Below are 21722 nucleotides of genomic sequence, written 5' to 3' on the forward strand. Positions count from 1 at the left end.
CGCTATTTGAGCTGCCAGCAAGATGGATCCTAGAAAGATGGCGGCAAGTAGTATTTGATTACTCAAAAACTCTTGTGAATACACTGCTCCATTCACAGAAAACCAAAACAGACTGCTCACTGCAACTGATGCAAAAAACAGCCCCCAGATGATCTCCTTGACCTTCCGATACCTACGGCTCCCCTGGAGATGCTTTATGTAAAAATAGAACAATATACATACGGCCAAAACTACGAACGAATAACTGTATGGAAAATTTACACTATCTTCAACATTATCGACCAAAGCGAAGTCCACTAGAAATATCAGTTGAAAGACTAGAAAATAAAAAACGGCAATGAATAATAAAATCCATTCTGCTATGTATATAAAGACCTTTTTGTAAATTTTCTATCCCTCCTCCCAAAAAAGCATGTATCTTTATACTTCTTTTTCGAAAACCATATTCCTCTACAATAAAACAGGATATAGAAATATTCTATATCCTGTTGGACGTATTTTTCAATTTTATTATCGTAAGCAACTGCGACTAATGTTTTTGCTTGTAATAGGTAATCCCAAGGGCAAATGCCAGCACAGTCCCTTTCACGATATCCATCGCATAGTATGGGACCGACATCATAACGAGGCCATTTTGCAGAATGCCGATCAGCACGGCGCCGACAAAGGTTCCGAATGCATTCGGCTTGCCTGCTCCCAGAACGGAAAAGCCAATGAAAGCAGCAGCAACTGAATCCATTAGATAAGGTGAACCAGCATTGATTTCCGCAGTCATGACACGTGAAGCAAGGACGATGCCGCCAATTGCTGCGAATAAAGCAGACAGCAGATACGCCGCTGTTTTATAGCGATTTACCGGGATACCTGAAAGTCTGGCTGCTTCTTTATTTCCGCCAATTACATACATATAGCGGCCGTGTTTTGTATACGTCAGGAATATATGGACAATGATGACAGCGATCGCCATGATCAAGATGATCCACGGAACCTGCCCTATTTTAGCAAAAAATGGGCTGATACTTCCTGTTGAAAAGCTTCCATCTGGCAGAATCATATTCTCCGAAACCGTCGCACCCTTCGTATAAGTCAGCGCCGTTCCCTGGATGATGAACATCATCGCCAGAGTCATCAGCATATCCGGAATCTTCAGCTTTGCGATCATCAATGAATTGATTGCCCCTACAATCAAGGCAGCTGCAATCGCGGATAATACCGCAATTAAAGTGTTCTGTGAAAACCAGACAAACATCGAGATGACGATGGCGTTCGATAAGGATGCAACCGAGCCGACAGATAAATCAAAGCCATCAACCGTCAATGAGATGGTGATGCCGATCGCAATGATGGTCACGATGGAAATTGAACGCAAGATATTAATGATATTATCACCGTTGATAAAAGAAGGATTGACTGCCGCAAAGACTGCGACGAGGACAAATATTGTCAAAATCGTCCCATATTTATATAGGAACTGAAACAGTTCGAATGTCTTTTTCCGCGTTGGTTCTTGCTGGAATGGGAGTTTCGCTTCCATCCTATCTTCCTCCTGTTGAATAAAATAAAAGTTCCTCTTCTGTTGTTGCGGCCGTTTCTAGCTCCTTGACTGGTTCACCGTCATAGAGCACGTAAACCCGATTCGTGATGCCGACGATTTCTGAGAGCTCGGAGGATGCATAAATGACACCCTTCCCTTGAGCTGCGAGCTGGGCAATCAATTCAAAAATATCCCGCTTCGCACCTACATCAACACCCTTGGTTGGCTCATCAAAAATATACACATCCGCATCGGCAATCAGCCACCTGCCAATCGCTACCTTCTGCTGGTTCCCGCCTGAGAGATTTTCAACTTTGGCATTTTCAGATGCCGTTTTGATGCCTAGAGCCTTTATGTACTCCTGAGCCGTTTTCTTTTCAGCCCGCCTGTCGATAAAATCAAAGATTCGGGAAAACTTTTTCAAATTGACCGCTGTCAGGTTGGAGACAACGGATTCTGCGACAAGGACGCCTTCCTTGCGCCGCTCTTCGGGCACCAGAGCCAACCCGCTTTTTACAGCAGCATGAGGACTCGTAAGCTTAAGGGTTTTTCCTTTTAGCTTTACAGTTCCGCTCTTTATCGGTGCCGCGCCAAACAGCGTCTTGCACAGCTCTGTCTTTCCCGCTCCCACAAGGCCGGCAAGTCCAACAATCTCACCTGCTTTTACATAGAGGGAAGTATTTTTCACCTTGTCCCCATCAGTTAAACCTTCGACTTCCAGCAGAGTATCTCCATACGTGCTGACCTTTGCCGGAAATTGGTCTTCCAGCTTCCGGCCCAACATATATTCAATCACCTGATGAGTGTCAACTTCAGGAATACCCTTTTTCACTACAAGCTCGCCATTTCTCATGATGGTCAGCACATCACACAACTCAAAGATCTCGGGCATTCGATGGGAGATGAAGATGATGCCCACATTCCTTTTAGCCAGATCCCTCGTGATTCGGAACAGTTCAGATGTTTCGGTATGGCTGAGCGGAGCGGTTGGTTCATCGAGGATCAAAAAGGAGCAATCACTTGAAATCGCCCGGGCAATCAGGACAAGCTGCTTCTCCGCAAGCGTCAGCTCCCCTGCAAGTTTTTTTACAGGAATCTGAAGGTTCATTCCTGATAGAATATCCTCTGCCTGTTTGAAAAGCTGCTTCCAATTCACCCAATGCTTGTTTTCCATTGCCTGCACCGTGTGATTGAGCATGATATTTTCTCCAACAGTCAGCGACGGAATGATCGCTGTATCAACCTCCTGGTAAACCGTCTGGATCCCGAGTTTCTGCGCGTCGGCCGGCGTCCTGATTTCCACACTCTTGCCACCTAGCTGGATTTCCCCTGTGTAATGATCGTGGGCACCGGAAAGCACCTTCATTAATGTCGATTTACCCGCGCCATTTGCGCCGATCAACGCATGGATGCTGCCCGTTTCTGTGCTGAAATTAACTTCGTTCAGCGCACGCACCCCCGGAAAATCAATACTGATGTTGTTCATTTGAAGTTTCACCCGGGTTCCTCCTCCCTATCAATCTGGAAAACAGACACTCTTTTTTTGAGAGTGTCTGCTTTGTTCACTGAACTGGAAAAAATTCCGTGAAATTTCCAATTCGCTATAAAAATGAAATTTTCGCTATAAAAATGAAAAAGTCGCTATAAAATCAAAAAAATCGCTATAAAATTGAAAAAGTCGCTATAAAAATATTTTTTTCGCTATAAAAACTTCCATACCATCAATCCAGTATCACTTTCTCTGCTTCTTTTCTTACTTTTTATAGTGATCCCTCAATTTCTCCATCCAATCTTCCAAAAATGCGTCTGATTCGCCCCATCCTTCGATGATTTCAGCAAGATTGACCATGTTTACCGGATTTTTTGACTGCTGCAGCTGTTCCTGTGAAATCAATGAGGCTTCGAGGTCGTAACTCGCTGGTGTTTCCTCGCCAGCCAGCTTTTTCGCCACCAATCTCATATTCACTTCCCCGATCAGCTTCGGATCGACAGCTGCAGTGTATTTCCATGGGCTGCCTTCTCCCTGGATTTCCTGGAGGTCAGCATTGGAAACATCAATTCCGTAGATCTTGATTTCATCGCGGCCAGCTTCCTTGATGGCACGTGCTGCGCCGATCGCAAACGCATCCCACGTCGCGAAAATCGCGTCAATTTCTCCTTTTGGATGCTTGTTGAGCATCGCGGCCACAGCATTCTGCGTCTGTACACTTGTATCAGCAGCGGCCACTCCGAATCTCTCAACCTCTTTGATTCCCGGGTTTGCCTTCAAGGTTTCCTGGTAAACTTTATTTCTTCTGACCATTGGCGGGAAGCCATCAACCCAGAGGTACACGATATTCGCTTCTCCATTTTGGTCCTTCACAAGCTGGTCGAGTGCCTGCGTTGCGAGAGCCTCATCATCCTGTGAAGTAAGTGTTACGCCTTCGACCTGGGACAAATCCGGATTCGAGTCAAATGTAACAACACTTTTGCCCTCATCCCTTAATTTTTTCACGTCATCTACTGTTGCCGCGTCATCACCATGGGAAATGATGAATCCATCATAATCCTGCTGCAGTCCCTGGTTGATCGCGTCATGGAATTTGGCTGTATCTCCATTCGCCGTGAAGACGTCTACCTTGAAGCCGAGCGCTTCCCCTTCAGCTTTCGCTCCGGCTAAAAATTGCGCTGTATGGTCATCTCCGCCAATCTTGCGGATGACTTTGATTTTGACTTCCTCACCTTTTGCAAATCGCTCCGGAACTCCTTCCACAGGACCGCTGGCCGTTTTCGTCTCTCCGCCGCCGCAGCCTGTAAGAAGCAATGCAGAAGCAACTGCACCTAAAAATATTTTTTTAATTCCATTTTTCATCTAATTCTCCCCCTTTGATTGATTTACTTAACTAAAACAAATAAAAAAACCTCTCCAGAAAAGAGAGGTTTCAAACGCAAGAAAATGCAAAGTCGGATTCCTCTCTTATCTTTCAAAACAAATAATTGTTTTGCAGGATTTAGCACCAATTCCAATGGAACGGTTGCTGGGCGTCACAGGGCCAGTCCCTCTGCCACTCTTGATAAGAGAATTTCTTTATTGAGTTAATGTTGCAAATCGATAAATTTTACTTTAAACTCCTATACTCATATTGTCAACATTATTATGAAAATTAAATTTTATTCTTTTTACTTTGGCTCTGTTATACAAGACTGTTGATTTTCGTTCCAGGCGCTTCGCTTTCCGCGGATAGTCTGGGAGCCTCCTCGGCGCTTCAAGCGCCTGCGGGGGCCTCCCCATGACTTGCTCTTCCCGCAGGACATTGAATGGGCTTCCCCGAAACTGCCCACGCACGATGAAAATGCGTTAGCATTTTCGGAGAACTCTTCGCGCCTCCACTTCAATCAACAGGATGTAAAAACAACATACAGCTTTATCGGAGCCATTTATTTTTATCAACAAAAAAGAAGACCCCAAAACGGAGTCTCCTTTTTCGCTTAACCTCTTCCTGCAGCGGTCATCCATTCAAACTGTCGGAGTTTTACTTCGTATAGTGTCAATGGATCGCGGTACAGCTCCGGGTTGATTCTCATTTTTTCAAGTTCGTTCTTGCCATAATCGATTTCCGATTTGGCTTCTTCTACTGCTGCTTCAAGTACGTTGAATGGGTTTTTGAAGAACAGATTCACATCGCGTTCAATCGATTTTTCGAAAATCTCGAATTGCTGCAGGAACCTTTTCGCGATGGTTACGCCAATATCATAATAGTCTTCTGTCTCCAGATAGGTTTTGTATCGGTTATAAAGCATCGCATTGTTTTGCGGCAGCACGCCAAGCAGCTTGCCGGCGCTCTTCAGGAAGAACTGCTGCGGTGTCGAGCGGTTCATGATGTTGACATTTTCATAGTGAACACCGTTCGTCATCCGGCTTGCATCACGGCGCCAGTCATCAAGCACCCTGAAATCACAGTCAAGACTGATCCGTTCATCTCCATACATTGAGTTAAAGCCCTCGGCCATTTCATTCAAGTAGTTTTGGCTATGCTCGAATTCGTCCTTCGAATGCTGAATCCAGCCCTGCAAATCTTCATGGAATTTCGGCAATACAGTTTCATCGAGATAGTCCTTTATCTTCTTGTTCATTGCTTCATCCATTTCAGTATGGATTTTTCCAAAATCGCTGTCCTCTGTCACCAATTCAGAACAACTCCGCAGGATTTCCGGGATTCTTTCAATGATTTCAGCGCGGGTTTCATCCTTGATTTTACGATATGATTTCTGAATGGATTTCGATTTCTCTTCTTCAATGTCTCCCAGCTGATTGATGGCACCGTTCAGCTTGCTCACCATTTCTTCGTTCCAGTTGATTGTTTCCATATGGGTATTCTCAATTTCAATCCGTTTATCAAGCAAATACGTAATGGCCCTTCTGACAAAGAATTGCAGTTTTGCTGTGCGCTCCTGCTCGATGTCGACTTTCCTGTTGTTTGTTTTAATAAATTCAGAGAAGTCTCTCAGCTGCTTTCCTTTGTCATAATTAGCTGAGAAAGCAAACATTTTTGCGTCAGGATAGTATTGACTGATTTCACCCCAAGTTTGGTCAAAAATTTCTACTGCCTCCTGCTGACTGTATATTGAATCTATTTTATTCAGCAAGAAGTGTATTGGAAGCTGAGGGAAGTACTCTGAAATTTTCGAGAGGATCTCCCTTTCTTTTTCCGTAAAAGGATCATTTGCATTGAGCACGAAAAGTAAGCTATCTGCAAACCTCAGGTAATTGTACAACGGGTGATTGTCATAGTTATTGCGATTGACTCCAGGAGTATCAATCAGCGCCAGTTCATGGTCGCGCAGGAAGGGGAATTCAGCTCTGAAATCAATGATCGTTTCATTTTTATGGTTCTGTCGGCGAACTCCTGCAGATTCCTTGAAGTCCTCGATATCCGTGATTTGGCGGACGTCCGTATCGGTGATTTCCTGAATTTCCGGATTCTCTTCGTTCGTGAACCGGATGACCGCGGCAGTAGGAGATGTGATTAGTTCTTCTCCTATAATGGTATTGACGAAGGAAGACTTTCCATTGCCAGACAAACCGGCGATCAGCAGATTATGGACATTGGATTCTTGCAGCTCCTGGACCAGCCACTTAATCCTGTTGCCTACCTCTATCTCATGATCCTCTGCCCAGTTGATGATTGTTTCGAATAGCTGCATGCTATCCTCGTAGCCATCATGGTACTCGCGTGAATTCAGCACAAGATTCTCGGCATCGTGAATTGCCGACGCAGTAATGGTTCCTGGAAATACTTCATTCCACGCTATAATCGATGATGCCGACACAAGGCTGTTAACTGGACTTGTTATTTTGAGCCAGTTAGTCAGCAACTCAGGAATAAGCGGAGAAATTTCCTTAATCAATCGATCCCCATTAATCAACTCGAAATAGGTATCCTGATAGACAGCCGAAAGATGAGTCCAGCCGTCTCTTCTATTGCCGTCCATCCCGCTGAACAATTGGTTGAATTCCCTCAGCCATGTCATGTATGAACTTTGGTTCTTATAGCTTTCCCACAATGAGACAGCAAGCTGTTCAAACCGGCTTCGGTCAACCTGGAATAGGACGGATAATGCTTCGTTAAAATAATCCGGCGAGAATTTGCCGGTATGCCCCTGTTCTACATAATGATTCAAGACGTCGAACCACTTAGGCGAACCGGTTCGAACACCTTCATTGACCGCGAGTTCGACGGCATTATCCCAGTCCTGATGCTCTTCAAAGAAAGCACGGGCTATTTCCGTTACACCCGGATAATCCGGATCAAGCGCCACTGATTTCTTGATGACAGCAACTGCTTTGTCAAGCTTTCCCTGCTCTATGTAAAGCGTCAATAGCTGCAGGCCGCTTTCAATCCGGAGAATAGTGCTCTCCGTTTCGATCGACAGGTACAGGTCCTCTGCAGATGTGAGCAGACCAATCTCCAGGAATGCATCCCCCATGTTCTTTTTAGCCCATGGCTCCAGCTCATTCGTGATATTTTCCCATTTAAAAATCGCCGCTTCGTAGTCCTTGTTATGAAAATAGACCTCTCCCTGAGCAAAACGGATGTATGACAAATCAGGCATATCATTCTTCTGCTCTTCAAGGTAAAGCTCCCCGAGTACACGGACAGGGTGTGCCCTGTTCCCTGATTCCATAAAAGTTTCAAAATACGACTTTTTGATTAATTGCTCTTCAAATGTCATGACTTTCCTCCGACTTCTCATAATGATCAATCCCAAAAAAAGCCTTCGGACTCCTTCAGGCATTAAAAATTTGTATTAGCTAACTGTTCTTTTTCCCTTTTGTGGCTTGCCCTCAAACCTTATCATTGTATTCTATCAAACAATTTTTCATTCAAGATTTCAGCCAGCTTTCAGTTTCGCTACAAGCATCGCAAAATTTGTAACCTTTTTAATAAATAATCCAATTATTTGCCAGTTACCGTCGAATCATGCCGCTGCCTATACCTTTCGAACTATACCTGCGATTTATGGGTAAGAAATGAAGTTTGTCACACCGCAGATAGGGCAAAATCATTATAATGAAGGTAACAAGAGGATCGAAAAAAAGGAGATTATTATGCTTACTTTGAAACTTATGGGAACACCCCTCGAACATATTAAATCAGAACATATTAAAAACAAATCTGTCATGCTGAACAACAAAACACTTGCTATAATCAAGGAAACAGGAAATGAAGTTGAGTTACAGATCGACCCCTATCTTGACCTTGATGAATTTCAATTTTTACGGGATTTGATCATGGAGCTCAGCTATGGGAACGAAGCCGCCATCGACGAAAGAGGCTGCCAGCTAGGTTATTTGGAGAACGGTGAGAAGGCCTTTTTGATTAAGAATTGGGAAGAGTGGAAGGTATTCCTGATGAAAGCCAAACTAAAGACACTAGAGGGCCAGAACGTGCAGGCTTTGAATCAAGAAGGCGAAGAAATTGGGTCCGGCCTGCTTGCTGAATATGAAATCGCCGAAAGCCCATTCCGAATCACAAGCTGTACGCTGATTACCCTATTTGGGGAAAGGAAATTTGAAGGAGAAAATATCAGGATTGTACCGACGAATCAGTTTAGCTAAAAAAGTGGGCATCTTTGTTGCCACGACAATTCATAAGAAAAAGCAGCGGACAATTCCGCTGCTTCCTGAGTTTAGAAAACCTGTTGATTGGAGTAGAAGGCGCGTAGACTCCTGCGGGATCAGACGGACAGGTGAGACCCCGCAGGCGCCAGCGGCGACGAGAAGGCTCACCGCCGTCCCCGCGGAAAGCGAAGCGCCTGGAACGGAAATCAACAGCCCAATTCCTGCACCAATCCAAAAAAAAGACTGTAAATAAACACGGTTTTCATCAAGTTTGTCTATAGTCTGAAAGCAGCGGACAATTCCGCTGCTTTTTCATTTTTCTTTATTCAATTCATCGAGCAGCTGTTTTGTCCGTTTCGCATTGCCTTCTGCGAAGTTTTCAAGACGCTCCTTCAGCTCAGGATCGTCATGGACTCGTTCAGCCGTAATCAAGTAAGTACGCATCAAATCTTCTTCAATTTCGACAGAATTATCAAGTACTTCCTCAATTGATTCTTTTTTGCTGTCGTGATGAAAAAAAGAATGGGAAACCATGCTCAATCCTCCCTTAAAAACTCTTTTCGTAGTGATTAAGCAACCAATTCCAACTACTGCGGAACTTGTTCCAATCCCAAAAGAGCTCTCTTTTTATCATCGCCAGCAGCTTACTTTTTATACTCTGCCTTCCTCCAGATGAAGAAGGCTATTGTTGCCAGGATAGTGGAAATCAGCGCAACAGCAACCGCGCCATATACGCGCTCGTCTTCGTGCCCATAATAGCCCTCGATTGCATTGGAAAGCGAAAATACATTGATGGCAAGGAACAGGAAAATCGAGAAAAACGCAATTCGTTTTTTATCCATGCCTTACTTCCCTCCCTACTGCAAACACCTTGCCATCTTTGATTTCAAGAAGGATTTTCGGAAGCTCGCGCTGCGGCGGTCCTGCCATCGGATGCCCGCTGTCTACGTTAAAGTATCCTTTATGGCATGGGCAAAGAAGGACATTTTCCTTATGCTCGTAAAAGACCGGACATTGCAGGTGTGTACATTTATTGTTGTACGCGACGAACTTGTCCTCAGGTGTCCTCACCAAAATTGCTGGCTCATTCTTCGTCGGATAGTTGAAGTTTCTTGACTCTCCGACTGCCAGGTCATCAATATCGGTGATTTCCACTCGCTTCACTTCACCATTTTCATCGCGCAGGAAGGTGAAGATCCCGAATGGAGTCGTTGCCAGTCCGATCGCAACAGTTGCGCCAAAGGATGCCTTCAGGAATGCTCTTCGATTCAAATGGACATCGTCTTTCCTGTTCAGGTTATCGATCAGCTTGATCATATCTTTATCATCTTCATGATGGGTCTTTTTCTTATCATCACTCATAGCCAAATCCTCCTGTTCCTAGAGCTGAAACTTTGCATCGATTTTTTCTGCCAGGTTAAGATATTCCTTGAATAGCGCAGTATTCTCTGCTGCGATAGCAGGCGTATCACTATTCTCATCCGCTTCCTGGATCGGCAGCTGGCCGAGCAAATCAGTGCCAAGCTGTGAAGCCAGTTCTTCGCCGCCGCCTTTTCCGAAGATATAGTACTTTTGGTCACTGTCTTCAGGCTTGAAGTACGACATATTTTCAACCACGCCGATGACTTCATGCTTGCTTTTGATCGCCATTGATCCGGCACGTTCCGCTACGAATGAAGCAGCCTTATGGGGTGTCGTCACGACGATTTCCTTGCTCTGCGGAATCATCAGGTGCATATCAAGGGCGACATCTCCCGTTCCAGGAGGCATATCAAGGATGAAATAATCCATTTCTCCCCACAGCACGTCCTCTGTAAAATGCTGAATCATTTTTCCAAGCATCGGGCCGCGCCAGACGATCGGTTCATTATCTTTAACAAGGAAGCCCATTGACATTACTTTAATTCCGTGAGCCTCAACAGGAATGATTTTTCCGTTGAAGGTTTTTGGTTTTGCATCTATATTAAGTATTTTCGGTACGCTGAATCCGTATATATCAAGGTCGATGATTGCAACAGACTTTCCAAGCTTTTGCAGCGCAAGTGCAAGATTCACTGATAATGAAGACTTGCCAACTCCGCCCTTGCCGCTTGTCACAGCCAGCACATTTCCTTTTAACATTTAAAAGCACCTCTTTTTTTGGATGGGTTATTATTCCCTACCTTATCTAAAATTGGTTGAAACCTTCGCTGGAAAAAATCGCTTGAAATTTCCAGTTCGCCAATATATTTTTATTTTCGCCAATAAACTTGTGAAAACCGCCAATAAAATCAGATTTTCGCCAATATGGTGAAAATCAATTCAAAAATAGAGCCGGCCCTAATGAACTTAGCGCTCTTTTCCGGCCGGCTCCATTAAATTATGACTGTGAATCAGTATAAACTCCGAAGAATTCAGGTACGTAATCCCATTTATTGCCCTCTTGAGGCTTTTTGCCTTCAACCAGGTTCATTTGGGTACGTCTTCTGCGCAGCTGCTGCATTTCATCAAAGTCGATGAAGCGGATTGCATCACTCGGACAGACAGATGCACACATTGGCGCAATATCATGACGAGTTCTGTCATAGCACATATCACATTTGTACATTTTGTTCGTTTCGAAATCGAACTTAGGGATACCGAATGGGCAGCCGAATGTACAGTTGCGGCATCCGATACATTTTTCCTCCATTGCTGAAAGCACGACGCCCTCATCCGTGATCTGGATCGCATTTGCCGGGCAGACACGCGCACATGCAGGGTCTTTACATTGCATGCACAGCATCGGGAATGTCTGGCGAGATTCAGTGAAATCGACGTATTCTACATAGTTCCGTTCCTTGGCATCATGGTCCCCACACTCACGGCAGGCTGCCTGGCAGGCACGGCATCCTATACAGCGCTCAAATTCTAGATACATTATTTTATTCATAGTGGCCGTTCCTCCTATTTAGTCAGTTTTTCAAGCTTTACAGCACAGACTTTAAATTCAGGCATCCTTGAGAATGGATCCAGTGCCGGGCTGGTCAATTGGTTGACTGCCAGCTTCTTGCCCCAGTGGTAAGGGACGAACATTGTGTCTTTGCGGATTGCTTTTGTTATTTTAACCGGTGTGATCATATCCCCACGCGGTGTGGAAAGCTTCACTTTTTCACCGTTTTCAATCTGGTACTTGCTAGCCAGTTCTGGGTGCATTTCAACGAATGGCTCAGGGCATTGCTCCATCAGGAAGTCAACGCGTCGTGTCTGGTTGCCTGATAAGTAATGGAAGACAACGCGGCCTGTAGTCAGCCATAAAGGATACTCCTTGGATTGAACCTCTGTAGGTCCCCTGAAATCACAGACTGCGAGATTCGCTCTTCCATCTTCCGTAGCAAAGCGCTCCTGGAAAATGGATGGAGTTCCCTTGGAGTCTTCTGTAGGTGCCGGCCAGAAAACGCCGTCCTGCTCATCGATTTTTTCGTAAGTTACACCGTAGTAATCAGCCTTACCGCCTTTTGAAGCGTGGCGAAGTTCGTCAAAAATCTCTCTTGGCTCGCTGTAATCGAAGTATTTCCCTTTTCCAAGACGGTCGGCAATCAGCTGCATAATCTCCCAGTCAGGCTTCGATTCTCCAATTGGCTCGACGACCTTACGAATTCGGATGACGCGGCCTTCGATGTTTGTAGTCGTTCCTTCGTCCTCCGCCCAAGTCGTTGCCGGAAGAACTACATCCGCAAGCTCAGCTGTTTCTGACATGAAGAAGTCGTTTACGACAAGGAAGTCAAGCTTCTCTAGTGAATCCTGGACGTAGTTGATATTTGGTGATGAAACAACCGGATTCGAGCAGATGACATGCAATGCACGAATTGTCTTATTCTGCATCAGGTGGAACATTTCGTATGCGGAAACACCTTCCTTCGGCATCTCTTCTGGCTTGATGCCCCAAACTCCAGCGACATGCTCAACATCTTTAGGGTTGGCGATTTTACGGTAACCTGGAAGAGCATCTGCCTTCTGACCGTGTTCGCGTCCGCCCTGGCCGTTGCCCTGACCTGTAAAAGTAGCAACGCCTGATGCGAATTTGCCGATTTGGCCTCGCAACAATGCCATTGATGTATATAGACTCACATTGTCAACGCCAGAAGTCTGTTGTTCCGCACCGCGTGCGAACATGACGACTGAGCGTGGTGATCTTCCGAAGATGTGCGCTGCCTTGATGATTTTCTCAGCTGCTACACCTGTAAGCTTAGATGTATATTCAGGCGTGAATTTTGCCGTCATTTCTTTTAGTTCTTCAAAGTTATTGCAGCGTTCCTGAACGTATTCATTGTCAACATAATCATGCTTGATCAGAAGGTGCATGATGCCGTTTGCCAGTGCAGCGTCTGTTCCCGGAAGAAGGTCAAGGTGGACGTCAGCCACGCGTGCGGTTGCTGTTTCACGCGGGTCGGCGACGATAAATTTCGCGCCTTTGTCCTTCGCCTTCCAGAACCACTGGATGCTTGTCGGATGGCATTCCGCTGTGTTGGAACCTGCCATGAAGAAAGTATCAGTGTGCTCAAGTTCAGTCCAAGGAAGCGTCGATCCGCGGTCCATGCCAAGAGTCTTGTTGAATCCGCCGGCAGCGGAGCTCATGCAATAGCGTCCGTTATAGTCGATATAGCGAGTTCCAAGTCCTACGCGGGCATACTTTCCGACAAGATAACATTTTTCATTTGTCATCGACACGCCGCCGTAAACGCCGACCGCATCTTTTCCGTAGTTCTCCTGAATTCCTTTATACTGGCTCTCAATCAAATCCAAAGCTTCATCCCATGTTGCTTCGACGAACTTGCCGTTCTTTTTGATCAAAGGTGTCTTGATGCGATCCGGGTGATCAATTGTCTGGTAAGCTGTGACCCCTTTAGGACACATCTTTCCTTTTGTTAAAACCCAGTCATAACGCGGTTCAACACCGACAACCTTGTTATTCTTTTCATCAACACGGATGTGCATGCCGCACTGCATCCCACAGTAGCAGCAATGGGTTGTGACTAGCTTTTCACCTTTGCGGATCTGATTTTTTACGCCTTCTTTAACGAGAAACTGGCTCATCGATTTTTTCCTCCTTTGAATCCTGGTCAAGTCCGTAAAACTCTTCTGAACGCTTCTTGCTGAAGCCTGATAAGTGAATTCCGTTATTTGTGCTTACTGGTCCGTATGGGTTGCCCTGCGGCGCTTCAAGATTCATCTGTTTCAATGCTCTCATCCTGCGGCGGCAGCCTGTGCAATAATCTGAAAGGTATGAGCCGTCGGCAAGCTGAAGATCGAAATTCTGGCTTTTTAAAATTGCCTGGACATCCGCAATCTGGTCATCATTGCTGTATGGCTGTCCACAGCTCTTACATGATTTCGTATCCACTTTAACCACCTCTTGATAACTCATTGGTACAGCTGTAGCCAGCGGCCTGATCGGCACGTGGAACAGTTTTCCGAATGGGAAGTACATCAGCATGATGATGACTGTTACCTGGTGGATGAGTGACATATAATGATGCATCCAGCCATCAAGGAATGTATATTGGATTGTCAGGATCAAGCCTGTAACAGTTACTGCCAGAAGAATGATCAATGGCAGGATATCGAATTCGAATCGCTGGGTTACTTTTACATCGTAGTCAGTGATGCGTCGGTAAAGGGCCATCCCCGCTCCGATCAACACCATGATCGCTCCGATATTCAAGCCGTTATAGACGATCTCGGCGAAAATCCCATGAGCTGCCATTGTGATGGTTGGCATGTCGAACACGATGATTTGGTATGTTTCCGGGTCAATCAGGTCAAAACGCATCCATCCGAATGTTAGTCCGAATGTAATCGCAAATGAGATGATGCAGCCCCATGAAATCATGAAGTGCTGAATTCCGCGGTAGATACCCCGCTGGAAAATGAATTTTTGCAAAATGATATTATCGATTAAGGTTTTAACTAGCGCTTTTGAATTTCTTTTCAATCTTTCTTTATTAAAAAGGTTATCAACACTCCGCTTCGCCACCCTGTTAGTGGCTTTGCGCCACATCCAGAAGCTCATCCGGATTGTCAGTCCAATCGCAAAGACTGCTGAAGATATTGCATATCCCAGAAGCGCCATATCGATATGGACAAACTTCGATGTTGAATACCACATTGAGAAGAACAATATCATCACAACGACAAAGGAATACATGCTTGTTTTGGAGTAAAAAGATTTCTCGAATTTGTACAACTTTGCTACCTCCCTGTGAATCGTTTCCGATTTCAAAAATCATCTTATCATGGAAATACAGTCTAAAAAGGGTTAAATTGTAAACACTTTGTGAATAGTGAAAAATTGATTTAACAATGTTTAGAAGCCCTAACCTCCACTGTGTACCTTACTTATCTAAATCTTAAGGGAGGCAGAATAAAAGATATGTGAAGTCCGTCACACCAAAAGAAGTGGACACAAAATCGTAATAAATTCGTGATGGACTTAACTTTTTAGCCCTGGTCGACAGGCATTTAGCAACAACAAAAGTCATTTTTAGTTTTTATTAATCGATGGTAAACTGGAAAATCATGAGTAAGTTGAGTTATTAGAAGTCCGCCATGCATATGCCCTATACTAAGACTATCAATCGAGAAAGGTTGGGGAGTTATGGACAATTTCAAAGCTTTTATCGTGAACAAGACAGATGATGATTTTTCAGCAGAAGTAAAAACGATCGGATTGGAAGATTTGCCTGCTGGTGAAGTAGTAATCAAGGTGGCCTACTCGAGCGTCAACTTTAAAGACGGGCTTGCAAGCATCCCGAATGGCAAGATTGTCAGGTCCTATCCATTCATCCCGGGAATTGACCTTGCCGGCACCGTGGTCCGTTCGGATGACAGCCGCTATAAGGAAGGCGATGAAGTCATAGCCACAAGCTATGAAATAGGGGTTTCCCACTATGGCGGATACAGCGAGTATGCGAGGATTCCAGGAGATTGGATTGTCCCATTGCCAGAAGGTCTTACATTGAAAGAAGCGATGGTTTTCGGGACTGCCGGGTTCACCGCTGCTTTGTCCGTACATCGGCTGGAGGAAAACGGTTTGAAACCGGAGAAAGGCAAAGTCCTGGTGACCGGAGCAACTGGCGGAGTCGGCAGCGTGGCAGTGGCGATGCTCGCTAAGCGGGGATATCATGTTGTAGCTAGCACAGGAAAAGAATCAGAACATAACTACCTTCGCGAAATTGGCGCAGCCGAAATCATCAGCCGCGAAGAGCTTGCCGGTGAAAAAATAAAACCATTGGATAAGCAACTTTGGGCGGCAGCCGTTGACCCGGTTGGCGGCAAGTCATTAACTGCGATTCTTAGCAAGCTTGAGTATAACGGTTCCGTTGCCGTCAGCGGCCTGACCGGCGGAACAGATGTACCTGCGACAGTCTTCCCGTTCATTCTCAGAGGCATCAACCTTCTAGGCATCGACTCAGTATATTGCCCGATGGAAACAAGAAAGCTCCTCTGGCAGCGGATGGCATCTGATTTGAAGCCGGATGGTTTACTCGAAACAATTCAAAATGAAACAACATTAGGCGAACTGCCTGGTACACTTGCCAGTATTTTCAAAGGCGAGAACCGCGGCAGGACCATCGTAAAGATGTAAAAGACAAACAGCCCGGTTTCTCACTTAGGAGCCGGGCTGTTTTTATGTAAAATCAATCTAGGAACCCTGCATGACTGGGTGCTCTGAATCTATTTTTTCCAGATGCCCGCAGGCATTCATGAACATCACGACCTTCTGGCTGCCATTCAGTTTAAGCAAGTGGATTCCGGTATCTCCAGTAGGGAAATACGTATCCGATAAAACGGGCAGGTTCAAAAACGCCCTTAGCAGGTTGGAGATCATCCCGCCGTGTGAGACAATCGCAATTCTCTTCCTTCCTGCGCTTTCTGTTAGAATCTTGGAAAATACCGTTTGAGCGCGGAATCGAAAATCCAGTTCAGATTCTCCTTCCTCAATGGGTACATGAGGCTTCCTTCCGCCCTCTGGCTCGGGATAGCGCAGCTTGGCCTCCGCATAGGGCAGCCCTGCCAAAACTCCATTATTGAATTCTCTTAATCCTTCATCTTCAATCACGGCAATACCCGTTTCGCCGCTGAGGATTTCCGCCGTCTCACGCGCCCTTTTCAATGTACTTGCCAAAATGACCTCCGGCATGTATTTCTCCTTTACCACTTTCGCCATTTCCCTTGCCTGCCTGCGGCCATGATCCGTCAAAAGCAAATCCGCCCGGCCTTCATGGACCTGGAGGATATCCCCCTCCGACTCTCCATGTCTGATCAATAAGATCTCCATTAAATCTCATCCCCTTTTATATAAATCTACCTAGATTAATTCTCTATATTTAAGAAAAAACCCTTTGCCGTAAAAGTCAAAAGGCTCCCATTCAAACGGAACTTAAAAACAAGATAAACGAAAATAGGAAATATATGCTAAAATATTCTAGATGTGGATGCTTAATGAATTAGGGGAAGCTGGATTTTCAGGGGGAGTCTATAATGAAAAAATTGATTTTCATAACACCATTTTTATTTATCATCATTTTTATAGTTTTTATAGGCGGCTATAGGTTTACAGCGTTAAGTGCGGCAAAAAGTCATTCATTCCTTTCAAAAGACGCAGAATTGATGGAACAATATGAGACGGATTCATCTGTTATCTCTTTATTTAGGAACAATGAAGAACAGATCTACCAAACGGTACTATCTGAAAAGTCAGGTGTGTTCTTCCGCGGCAGTGTATCAACCAATATTCCATATAGCTCGGATAAGGTTCAAACAGTTGGAGGTATTAGCGCCACCACAGAAAATGATGCAGTCACTTTATTGAGCGTAATTTCGTATGATGAAGAAGTTGCATATATAGAGGCTGGTCAGGATCCTTATGTAGAAAGAAAAGCAATAAGCAAAGGAGAGCGAATATCATTCTTGTTCCCTTTTAATGAGCAATTAGACTTCCTTAACCCAACAGCATTTAATAAAGATGGAAAAAAACTTTATTATTACGGATATCCAAAAGATACAAATGTATTTAAGAGCGAAGATTATAAGTGGCATAAAATTGATGAACATTAATAAATAACATCTTCATCTACAGGGTCTTAATGGATCATCATACTAAAAAATCTCAGAGTCAATATACTCTGAGATTTTTGTGTTATCTACTGCTTGAATAAACTTGGATTCATATATTCTTCAGTCTGTTACATTATGAACTACTAGTACTGGCGAGTCTTCCCCTCTATTTTACCGGCCCAATGTTCGACCTCCGGATCACCTGGTTGATCACTTCAGAAAAGACTAGTCCAACGGCTATTGCTCCAGAAATCATCGATGCTTTCGCTGCCAGCGAGAGGGCCACACTGTAATCATTCTCCACAAAGTTCCTCATCGCATCATACGCTAGTCCCCCCGGAACCAGAGGAATGATCCCGGCGACACTAAAAATGATGATCGGCGTCCGATATGCCTTCGCGAACACCTGGCTGACAACGGCAATTAAGAATGAAGCCATCAATGTCGCAAAAATAGTACCGAACCCATTGGTATCAAGTGCAAAATAGACGATCCAGCCAGCCATCCCGGAAATGCCACATTTGATGAGGGATTCCCTTGGTGCGTTAAAAATAACTCCGAACGCAGCCGAAGCAATAAAACTTGTAATAAGGTGTTCTATATAAATCATCGCCACTTCTCCTGACTACAAGAAAGATAAAATTGCCGCTATGCCTGAGCCAATTGCAAACGCCGTCAACAGCGCTTCCGCTCCCTTTGACAGACCCGAGACCAAATGGCCTGCCATCAGGTCCCTGACCGCATTGGTGATTAGCAGGCCGGGAACAAGCGGCATCACTGAGCCGATAATGATTTTATCCAGTTCCTGCCCCAGCCCGAATTTTACAAAGAAAAACGAAATCATCCCAATCACAAAGGAGGACAGGAATTCAGCGAAAAATTTGACCGGGACAATCCTATGAAAATAAACGACCAGGAAGAATCCAATTCCCCCCGCAGCCATCGAAGGCAGGAAGTCTAGCCAGCTTCCCATGAACATGATGGTAAAACAGCCGCTCGCAATCGCCGCCGCCAGGATTTGGATCATAAACGAGTACGTCAAGTTAGCCTCCTCAATCTCCCCCAGGAGCTTGCAGGCTTCCTTCAATCCAACCTCGCCGCTGCTGATTTTCCGAGAAACGCTGTTGACCATGGCGACTTTCCTTAAATCTGTCGTCCGCTCGGAAATCCGCACAAGTTTTGTACGTTCCGGGCCAACTCCTTCTACTGAAAAAATAATGCCAGTGGGTGTCACATAGCTGTGCGTCTGGTCAATGCCGAACGCAGAAGCCATCCTCGACATCGTGTCTTCCACCCTATACGTTTCCGCACCGCTTTGAAGCATGATTTTACCGGCAAGCAAACAGGCCCGCATCACTTCAAATGTTTGATCCTGATTATCCATAATGATCACATACCAATCCGAACTGTGTAAATTTCTTTATCAGTTTAAATCATAAGAGTGCCTATTAGCAACCATAGAAAAAGCCAGCCATGAAACGGCTGGCCCTAGCTTCAGGAAATAGCTTCCTCCGGCTGGCTGATCATTTTTTTGCGTCTGCCCTTTACGATGGTCAGAATCAATGCTATTACGATAAATCCACTGGAAATCTGGAATAAAGCCCCCAACTCAACATACTGTGCCAGCACACCGAAGACCAGTCCGCTCAAACCAATCCCCAGGTCAATGGATGAAAAGAACATTCCATTCGCAACACCACGGCGGTTTTGCGGTGTCATGGACAATGTCCAGGATTGCAAGGTTGGAATCAATGATCCAAATCCAACGCCGAATAATACACCTGCAATGGCAATCATCAGGTTAGAATGAGCAAATGACAGCACCCACATACCTGCAAATGTAATAGAAATTGTTAGTATAACAAGACCGATTGGACCTTTCTGGTCAAACCATTTTCCGGCAACCGGACGTGAGAGTGATGCAAAAATCGCATTAAACAGGTAAAACAAGAATATTTGGTCGATCCCGCGTTCTTCGCCAAAAATGACAATGAATGTGACAATCGATCCATAGCCCAGACTGATCAACAACGTCAATACTGCAGGGAACCAGCCAGATTTCTCAACAAGCGATCCCAGGTATGTGAACTTTAAGTCTTCTTTCTTCGTCTTTAAAACCTGGTCAGGAGTTTGGTAGTGAACCGATGCAAGCAGCAGCAAGGCAATGAAACCCAGTACTCCCGAAATATAAACGAGATTTTCAAAGGAAGTAACCTGGTACAAAAAGATTCCCAGACTCGGTGCTATAATCATCCCGATTGTTATCGAAAGGCCAAAATAGCCCATTCCTTCCCCAAGCCGGGAGTTAGGGACAACATCCACTGCTGCCGTTCCGTTTACTGTTGTGGACCATCCCCATGCAAGGCCATGCAACAATCGAAACGCAAGGAAAATGATAACGACCTGAGACAACGGATATAGGAATGTAATCAATAGAAGCATCAGCGCTCCGATCAGCACGAGCGGCTTCCTTGTTCTGTACTCAAGCATAAATCCAATAAACGGCCGGCTCAAAACAGCCCCGATCGAGAATAGCGCGGTAACTAGACCAATCTCCGTCCCGCTCGCCCCGATTGATTTTATATAAGGCGGCAGCGTAGGAATCAGCATTTGGAATGACATAAAAATGAACAGATTCCCGACCATCAATTTAATGAACGATGATGTCCATAATGGTTCTTTTGGTTGTGACAATGTATATCTCCCCTTTTTCTAGAAAAAGAAAAAAATCTTCTGCAGAAGAAGATTTTCATGTGTATTTCGCATCTCTAAATAATAGCACAGCCCAACGGATAAATAAAAGGGAAATTTTGTTCATTGAAGGTATTTAGGATTATGCTGCGGATTCGATTTTTTTAGTTCATCAAAAATATCAGGATTTGCCGAATCCGGGTTATCTTCCATTTTCATGACCATTGCTGGAAGATAGTCATTCAGTATTTTTTTAAACTCTCCGACAGTAAGCGGTTTTGCATCGTCCTCCAATTCATATCCAAGCTGCCCATTAGGTTCAATAGTGGCATATTTAACATCTTCGAGTTTTGTAATGCCTTTATTCCTCAATCTCATTTCCAGCTGGTCAACCGTCAGCCGCAGCTTCTTTAAGGACTTAATGTTTAGTTGACCGTTCTGGATGATGATCTTCGATTTCCCTGTGATGAACTTTTCAAAGAAATTGAACTTAAGCTGCAAATACTCCAGAATTACGATCGCAGCGACAAAAATAGCAGCCCCGGCAATCGCCTTCCACATGCTTTTCTCCACAATAGGCTGGACAATGATTGTCCCAAGTGAGATCATGACAACTGTTTGTGCCAGCGTCATTTGGGAAATGGACTTCCTGCCGGCGATTCTCAACAATAGAATTCCAGATAAAATCAAAAAAGCCGTTTGCCACACAAAAGTGAAATCCATATGCGCCTCCTAAAAAGATGATTATTTTTAATTTCTCCATTGACGAGGTTTTTATGAGACAAAAAAACGGCACCATTTAACGGCTGACGCTCTAAAAACGTTCATTATAATGCAACAGGATTTTCAATGACAATTTCAGTTCTGGTGACATTCACAGGATTTGAGATTGTATCATCCACCGGGCAAGTTTTAGCAATGAAATCTGCCAGTGCCCTGATGTTTTCCTCTGGAGATGGTGATTTTATATAGTAGGTATAGCGAATATCTGAATAGCCCCGGCGCACGTCTGACTTGTTCATAAATCCATCGGTATCAAGGTTCCCTTCCAATTCAACCCGGAAATCCTCCAATTCCACGCCGAATTTTTGGCAGTACACTCGTGCCACGATAGATTGGCAGGCTCCTAAAGCACCAAGAAGCATTTCCACAGGATTCATCCCCTGGTCGGTTCCTCCTAAATTGACAGGCTCGTCAATTGTGATATGGAACCCCCTGGCCTGGACATCAACCTTTACCCCTTCCTGCAATGCAGCAGTGGCTTTGAAAATTTCTTTTGGCATGATATTCCCTCCTTTTATTTCTACATCTTCATTT

General features: G+C 44.7%; 21 protein-coding genes and 1 riboswitch. Of the genes, 4 read left to right on the plus strand and 17 right to left on the minus strand.

From position 1 onward, the window contains the following. Positions 1-529 precede the first annotated feature (529 nt). The 4 genes from J7I80_RS00950 to J7I80_RS00965 form a co-directional block, all read right to left on the minus strand. The gene (locus tag J7I80_RS00950) at positions 530-1534 is read right to left on the minus strand and encodes an ABC transporter permease (RefSeq protein ID WP_214735562.1); all 1005 of its coding nucleotides are present in this window, start codon (positions 1532-1534) and stop codon (positions 530-532) included. A gap of 1 nt (position 1535) precedes the next feature. Next, a complete protein-coding gene (locus J7I80_RS00955; protein ID WP_214735734.1) occupies positions 1536-3020 on the minus strand; it encodes a sugar ABC transporter ATP-binding protein in 1485 nt (494 codons plus the stop codon). Positions 3021-3287: 267 nt separating this feature from the next. Further along, positions 3288-4385: a sugar ABC transporter substrate-binding protein gene (locus tag J7I80_RS00960; protein ID WP_214735563.1), complete on the minus strand. Its 1098-nt coding sequence runs from the start codon at positions 4383-4385 to the stop codon at positions 3288-3290. A gap of 102 nt (positions 4386-4487) precedes the next feature. Then, positions 4488-4594, minus strand: a riboswitch (SAM riboswitch). A 408-nt stretch (positions 4595-5002) separates the two neighbouring features. Beyond that, positions 5003-7747, minus strand: a complete 2745-nt coding sequence (locus J7I80_RS00965; RefSeq protein ID WP_214735564.1) for a dynamin family protein — start codon at positions 7745-7747, stop codon at positions 5003-5005. Positions 7748-8123: 376 nt separating this feature from the next. Here J7I80_RS00965 and J7I80_RS00970 point away from each other — a divergent pair, with 376 nt between their 5' ends. Continuing rightward, positions 8124-8633: a hypothetical protein gene (locus J7I80_RS00970; RefSeq protein WP_214735565.1), complete on the plus strand. Its 510-nt coding sequence runs from the start codon at positions 8124-8126 to the stop codon at positions 8631-8633. Then, positions 8608-8889, plus strand: coding sequence for a hypothetical protein (locus J7I80_RS00975; RefSeq protein ID WP_214735566.1), 282 nt, complete (start codon positions 8608-8610; stop codon positions 8887-8889). Before J7I80_RS00970 ends, J7I80_RS00975 begins: the two co-directional genes overlap by 26 nt. Before the next feature lie 59 nt (positions 8890-8948). Here J7I80_RS00975 and J7I80_RS00980 read toward each other — a convergent pair whose 3' ends face one another. The 7 genes from J7I80_RS00980 to J7I80_RS01010 form a co-directional block, all read right to left on the minus strand. After that, the gene (locus J7I80_RS00980; protein ID WP_214735567.1) at positions 8949-9170 is read right to left on the minus strand and encodes a hypothetical protein; all 222 of its coding nucleotides are present in this window, start codon (positions 9168-9170) and stop codon (positions 8949-8951) included. A 110-nt stretch (positions 9171-9280) separates the two neighbouring features. Further along, complete coding sequence (locus tag J7I80_RS00985) at positions 9281-9478, minus strand: hypothetical protein (RefSeq protein WP_214735568.1); 198 nt, start codon at positions 9476-9478, stop codon at positions 9281-9283. Continuing rightward, on the minus strand, positions 9471-9998 hold the full coding sequence (locus J7I80_RS00990) for a QcrA and Rieske domain-containing protein (protein WP_214735569.1): 528 nt from the start codon (positions 9996-9998) through the stop codon (positions 9471-9473). Before J7I80_RS00990 ends, J7I80_RS00985 begins: the two co-directional genes overlap by 8 nt. An 18-nt stretch (positions 9999-10016) precedes the next feature. After that, positions 10017-10757: an Mrp/NBP35 family ATP-binding protein gene (locus J7I80_RS00995; protein ID WP_214735570.1), complete on the minus strand. Its 741-nt coding sequence runs from the start codon at positions 10755-10757 to the stop codon at positions 10017-10019. Positions 10758-10995: 238 nt separating this feature from the next. Further along, positions 10996-11547: a 4Fe-4S dicluster domain-containing protein gene (locus tag J7I80_RS01000; RefSeq protein WP_192469519.1), complete on the minus strand. Its 552-nt coding sequence runs from the start codon at positions 11545-11547 to the stop codon at positions 10996-10998. A gap of 14 nt (positions 11548-11561) precedes the next feature. Further along, positions 11562-13691 (minus strand): formate dehydrogenase subunit alpha, encoded by a 2130-nt coding sequence (gene fdhF, locus J7I80_RS01005; RefSeq protein WP_214735571.1) that lies wholly within the window; start codon positions 13689-13691, stop codon positions 11562-11564. Continuing rightward, positions 13672-14841 (minus strand): MFS transporter, encoded by a 1170-nt coding sequence (locus tag J7I80_RS01010; protein WP_251027520.1) that lies wholly within the window; start codon positions 14839-14841, stop codon positions 13672-13674. Before J7I80_RS01010 ends, fdhF begins: the two co-directional genes overlap by 20 nt. Positions 14842-15252: 411 nt before the next feature. On the opposite strand from J7I80_RS01010, the gene J7I80_RS01015 reads away from it, so the two are divergent. Next, complete coding sequence (locus tag J7I80_RS01015) at positions 15253-16242, plus strand: NADPH:quinone oxidoreductase family protein (protein WP_214735572.1); 990 nt, start codon at positions 15253-15255, stop codon at positions 16240-16242. Between the two features lie 57 nt (positions 16243-16299). On the opposite strand, the gene J7I80_RS01020 is transcribed toward J7I80_RS01015, so the two are convergent. Continuing rightward, a complete protein-coding gene (locus J7I80_RS01020; RefSeq protein ID WP_214735573.1) occupies positions 16300-16935 on the minus strand; it encodes a histidine phosphatase family protein in 636 nt (211 codons plus the stop codon). 203 nt (positions 16936-17138) lie between these two features. Between J7I80_RS01020 and J7I80_RS01025 the strand changes: the two genes are divergently transcribed. Beyond that, a complete protein-coding gene (locus J7I80_RS01025) occupies positions 17139-17714 on the plus strand; it encodes a hypothetical protein (RefSeq protein WP_214735574.1) in 576 nt (191 codons plus the stop codon). 166 nt (positions 17715-17880) lie between these two features. Here the strand turns inward: J7I80_RS01025 and J7I80_RS01030 are convergent, their stop codons facing one another. The 5 genes from J7I80_RS01030 to J7I80_RS01050 form a co-directional block, all read right to left on the minus strand. Beyond that, positions 17881-18324: a threonine/serine exporter family protein gene (locus tag J7I80_RS01030; protein WP_214735575.1), complete on the minus strand. Its 444-nt coding sequence runs from the start codon at positions 18322-18324 to the stop codon at positions 17881-17883. Between the two features lie 15 nt (positions 18325-18339). Next, a complete protein-coding gene (locus tag J7I80_RS01035) occupies positions 18340-19098 on the minus strand; it encodes a threonine/serine exporter family protein (RefSeq protein WP_214735576.1) in 759 nt (252 codons plus the stop codon). Positions 19099-19208: 110 nt separating this feature from the next. Continuing rightward, positions 19209-20360: an MFS transporter gene (locus J7I80_RS01040; RefSeq protein ID WP_214735736.1), complete on the minus strand. Its 1152-nt coding sequence runs from the start codon at positions 20358-20360 to the stop codon at positions 19209-19211. 168 nt (positions 20361-20528) lie between these two features. Further along, on the minus strand, positions 20529-21128 hold the full coding sequence (locus tag J7I80_RS01045; RefSeq protein WP_214735577.1) for a DUF421 domain-containing protein: 600 nt from the start codon (positions 21126-21128) through the stop codon (positions 20529-20531). A gap of 104 nt (positions 21129-21232) precedes the next feature. After that, positions 21233-21688: an OsmC family protein gene (locus J7I80_RS01050; RefSeq protein WP_214735578.1), complete on the minus strand. Its 456-nt coding sequence runs from the start codon at positions 21686-21688 to the stop codon at positions 21233-21235. Positions 21689-21722: the final 34 nt, after the last annotated feature.

This window comes from Bacillus sp. ISL-41 (assembly GCF_018613235.1).
Taxonomy (GTDB): domain Bacteria; phylum Bacillota; class Bacilli; order Bacillales; family Cytobacillaceae; genus Mesobacillus.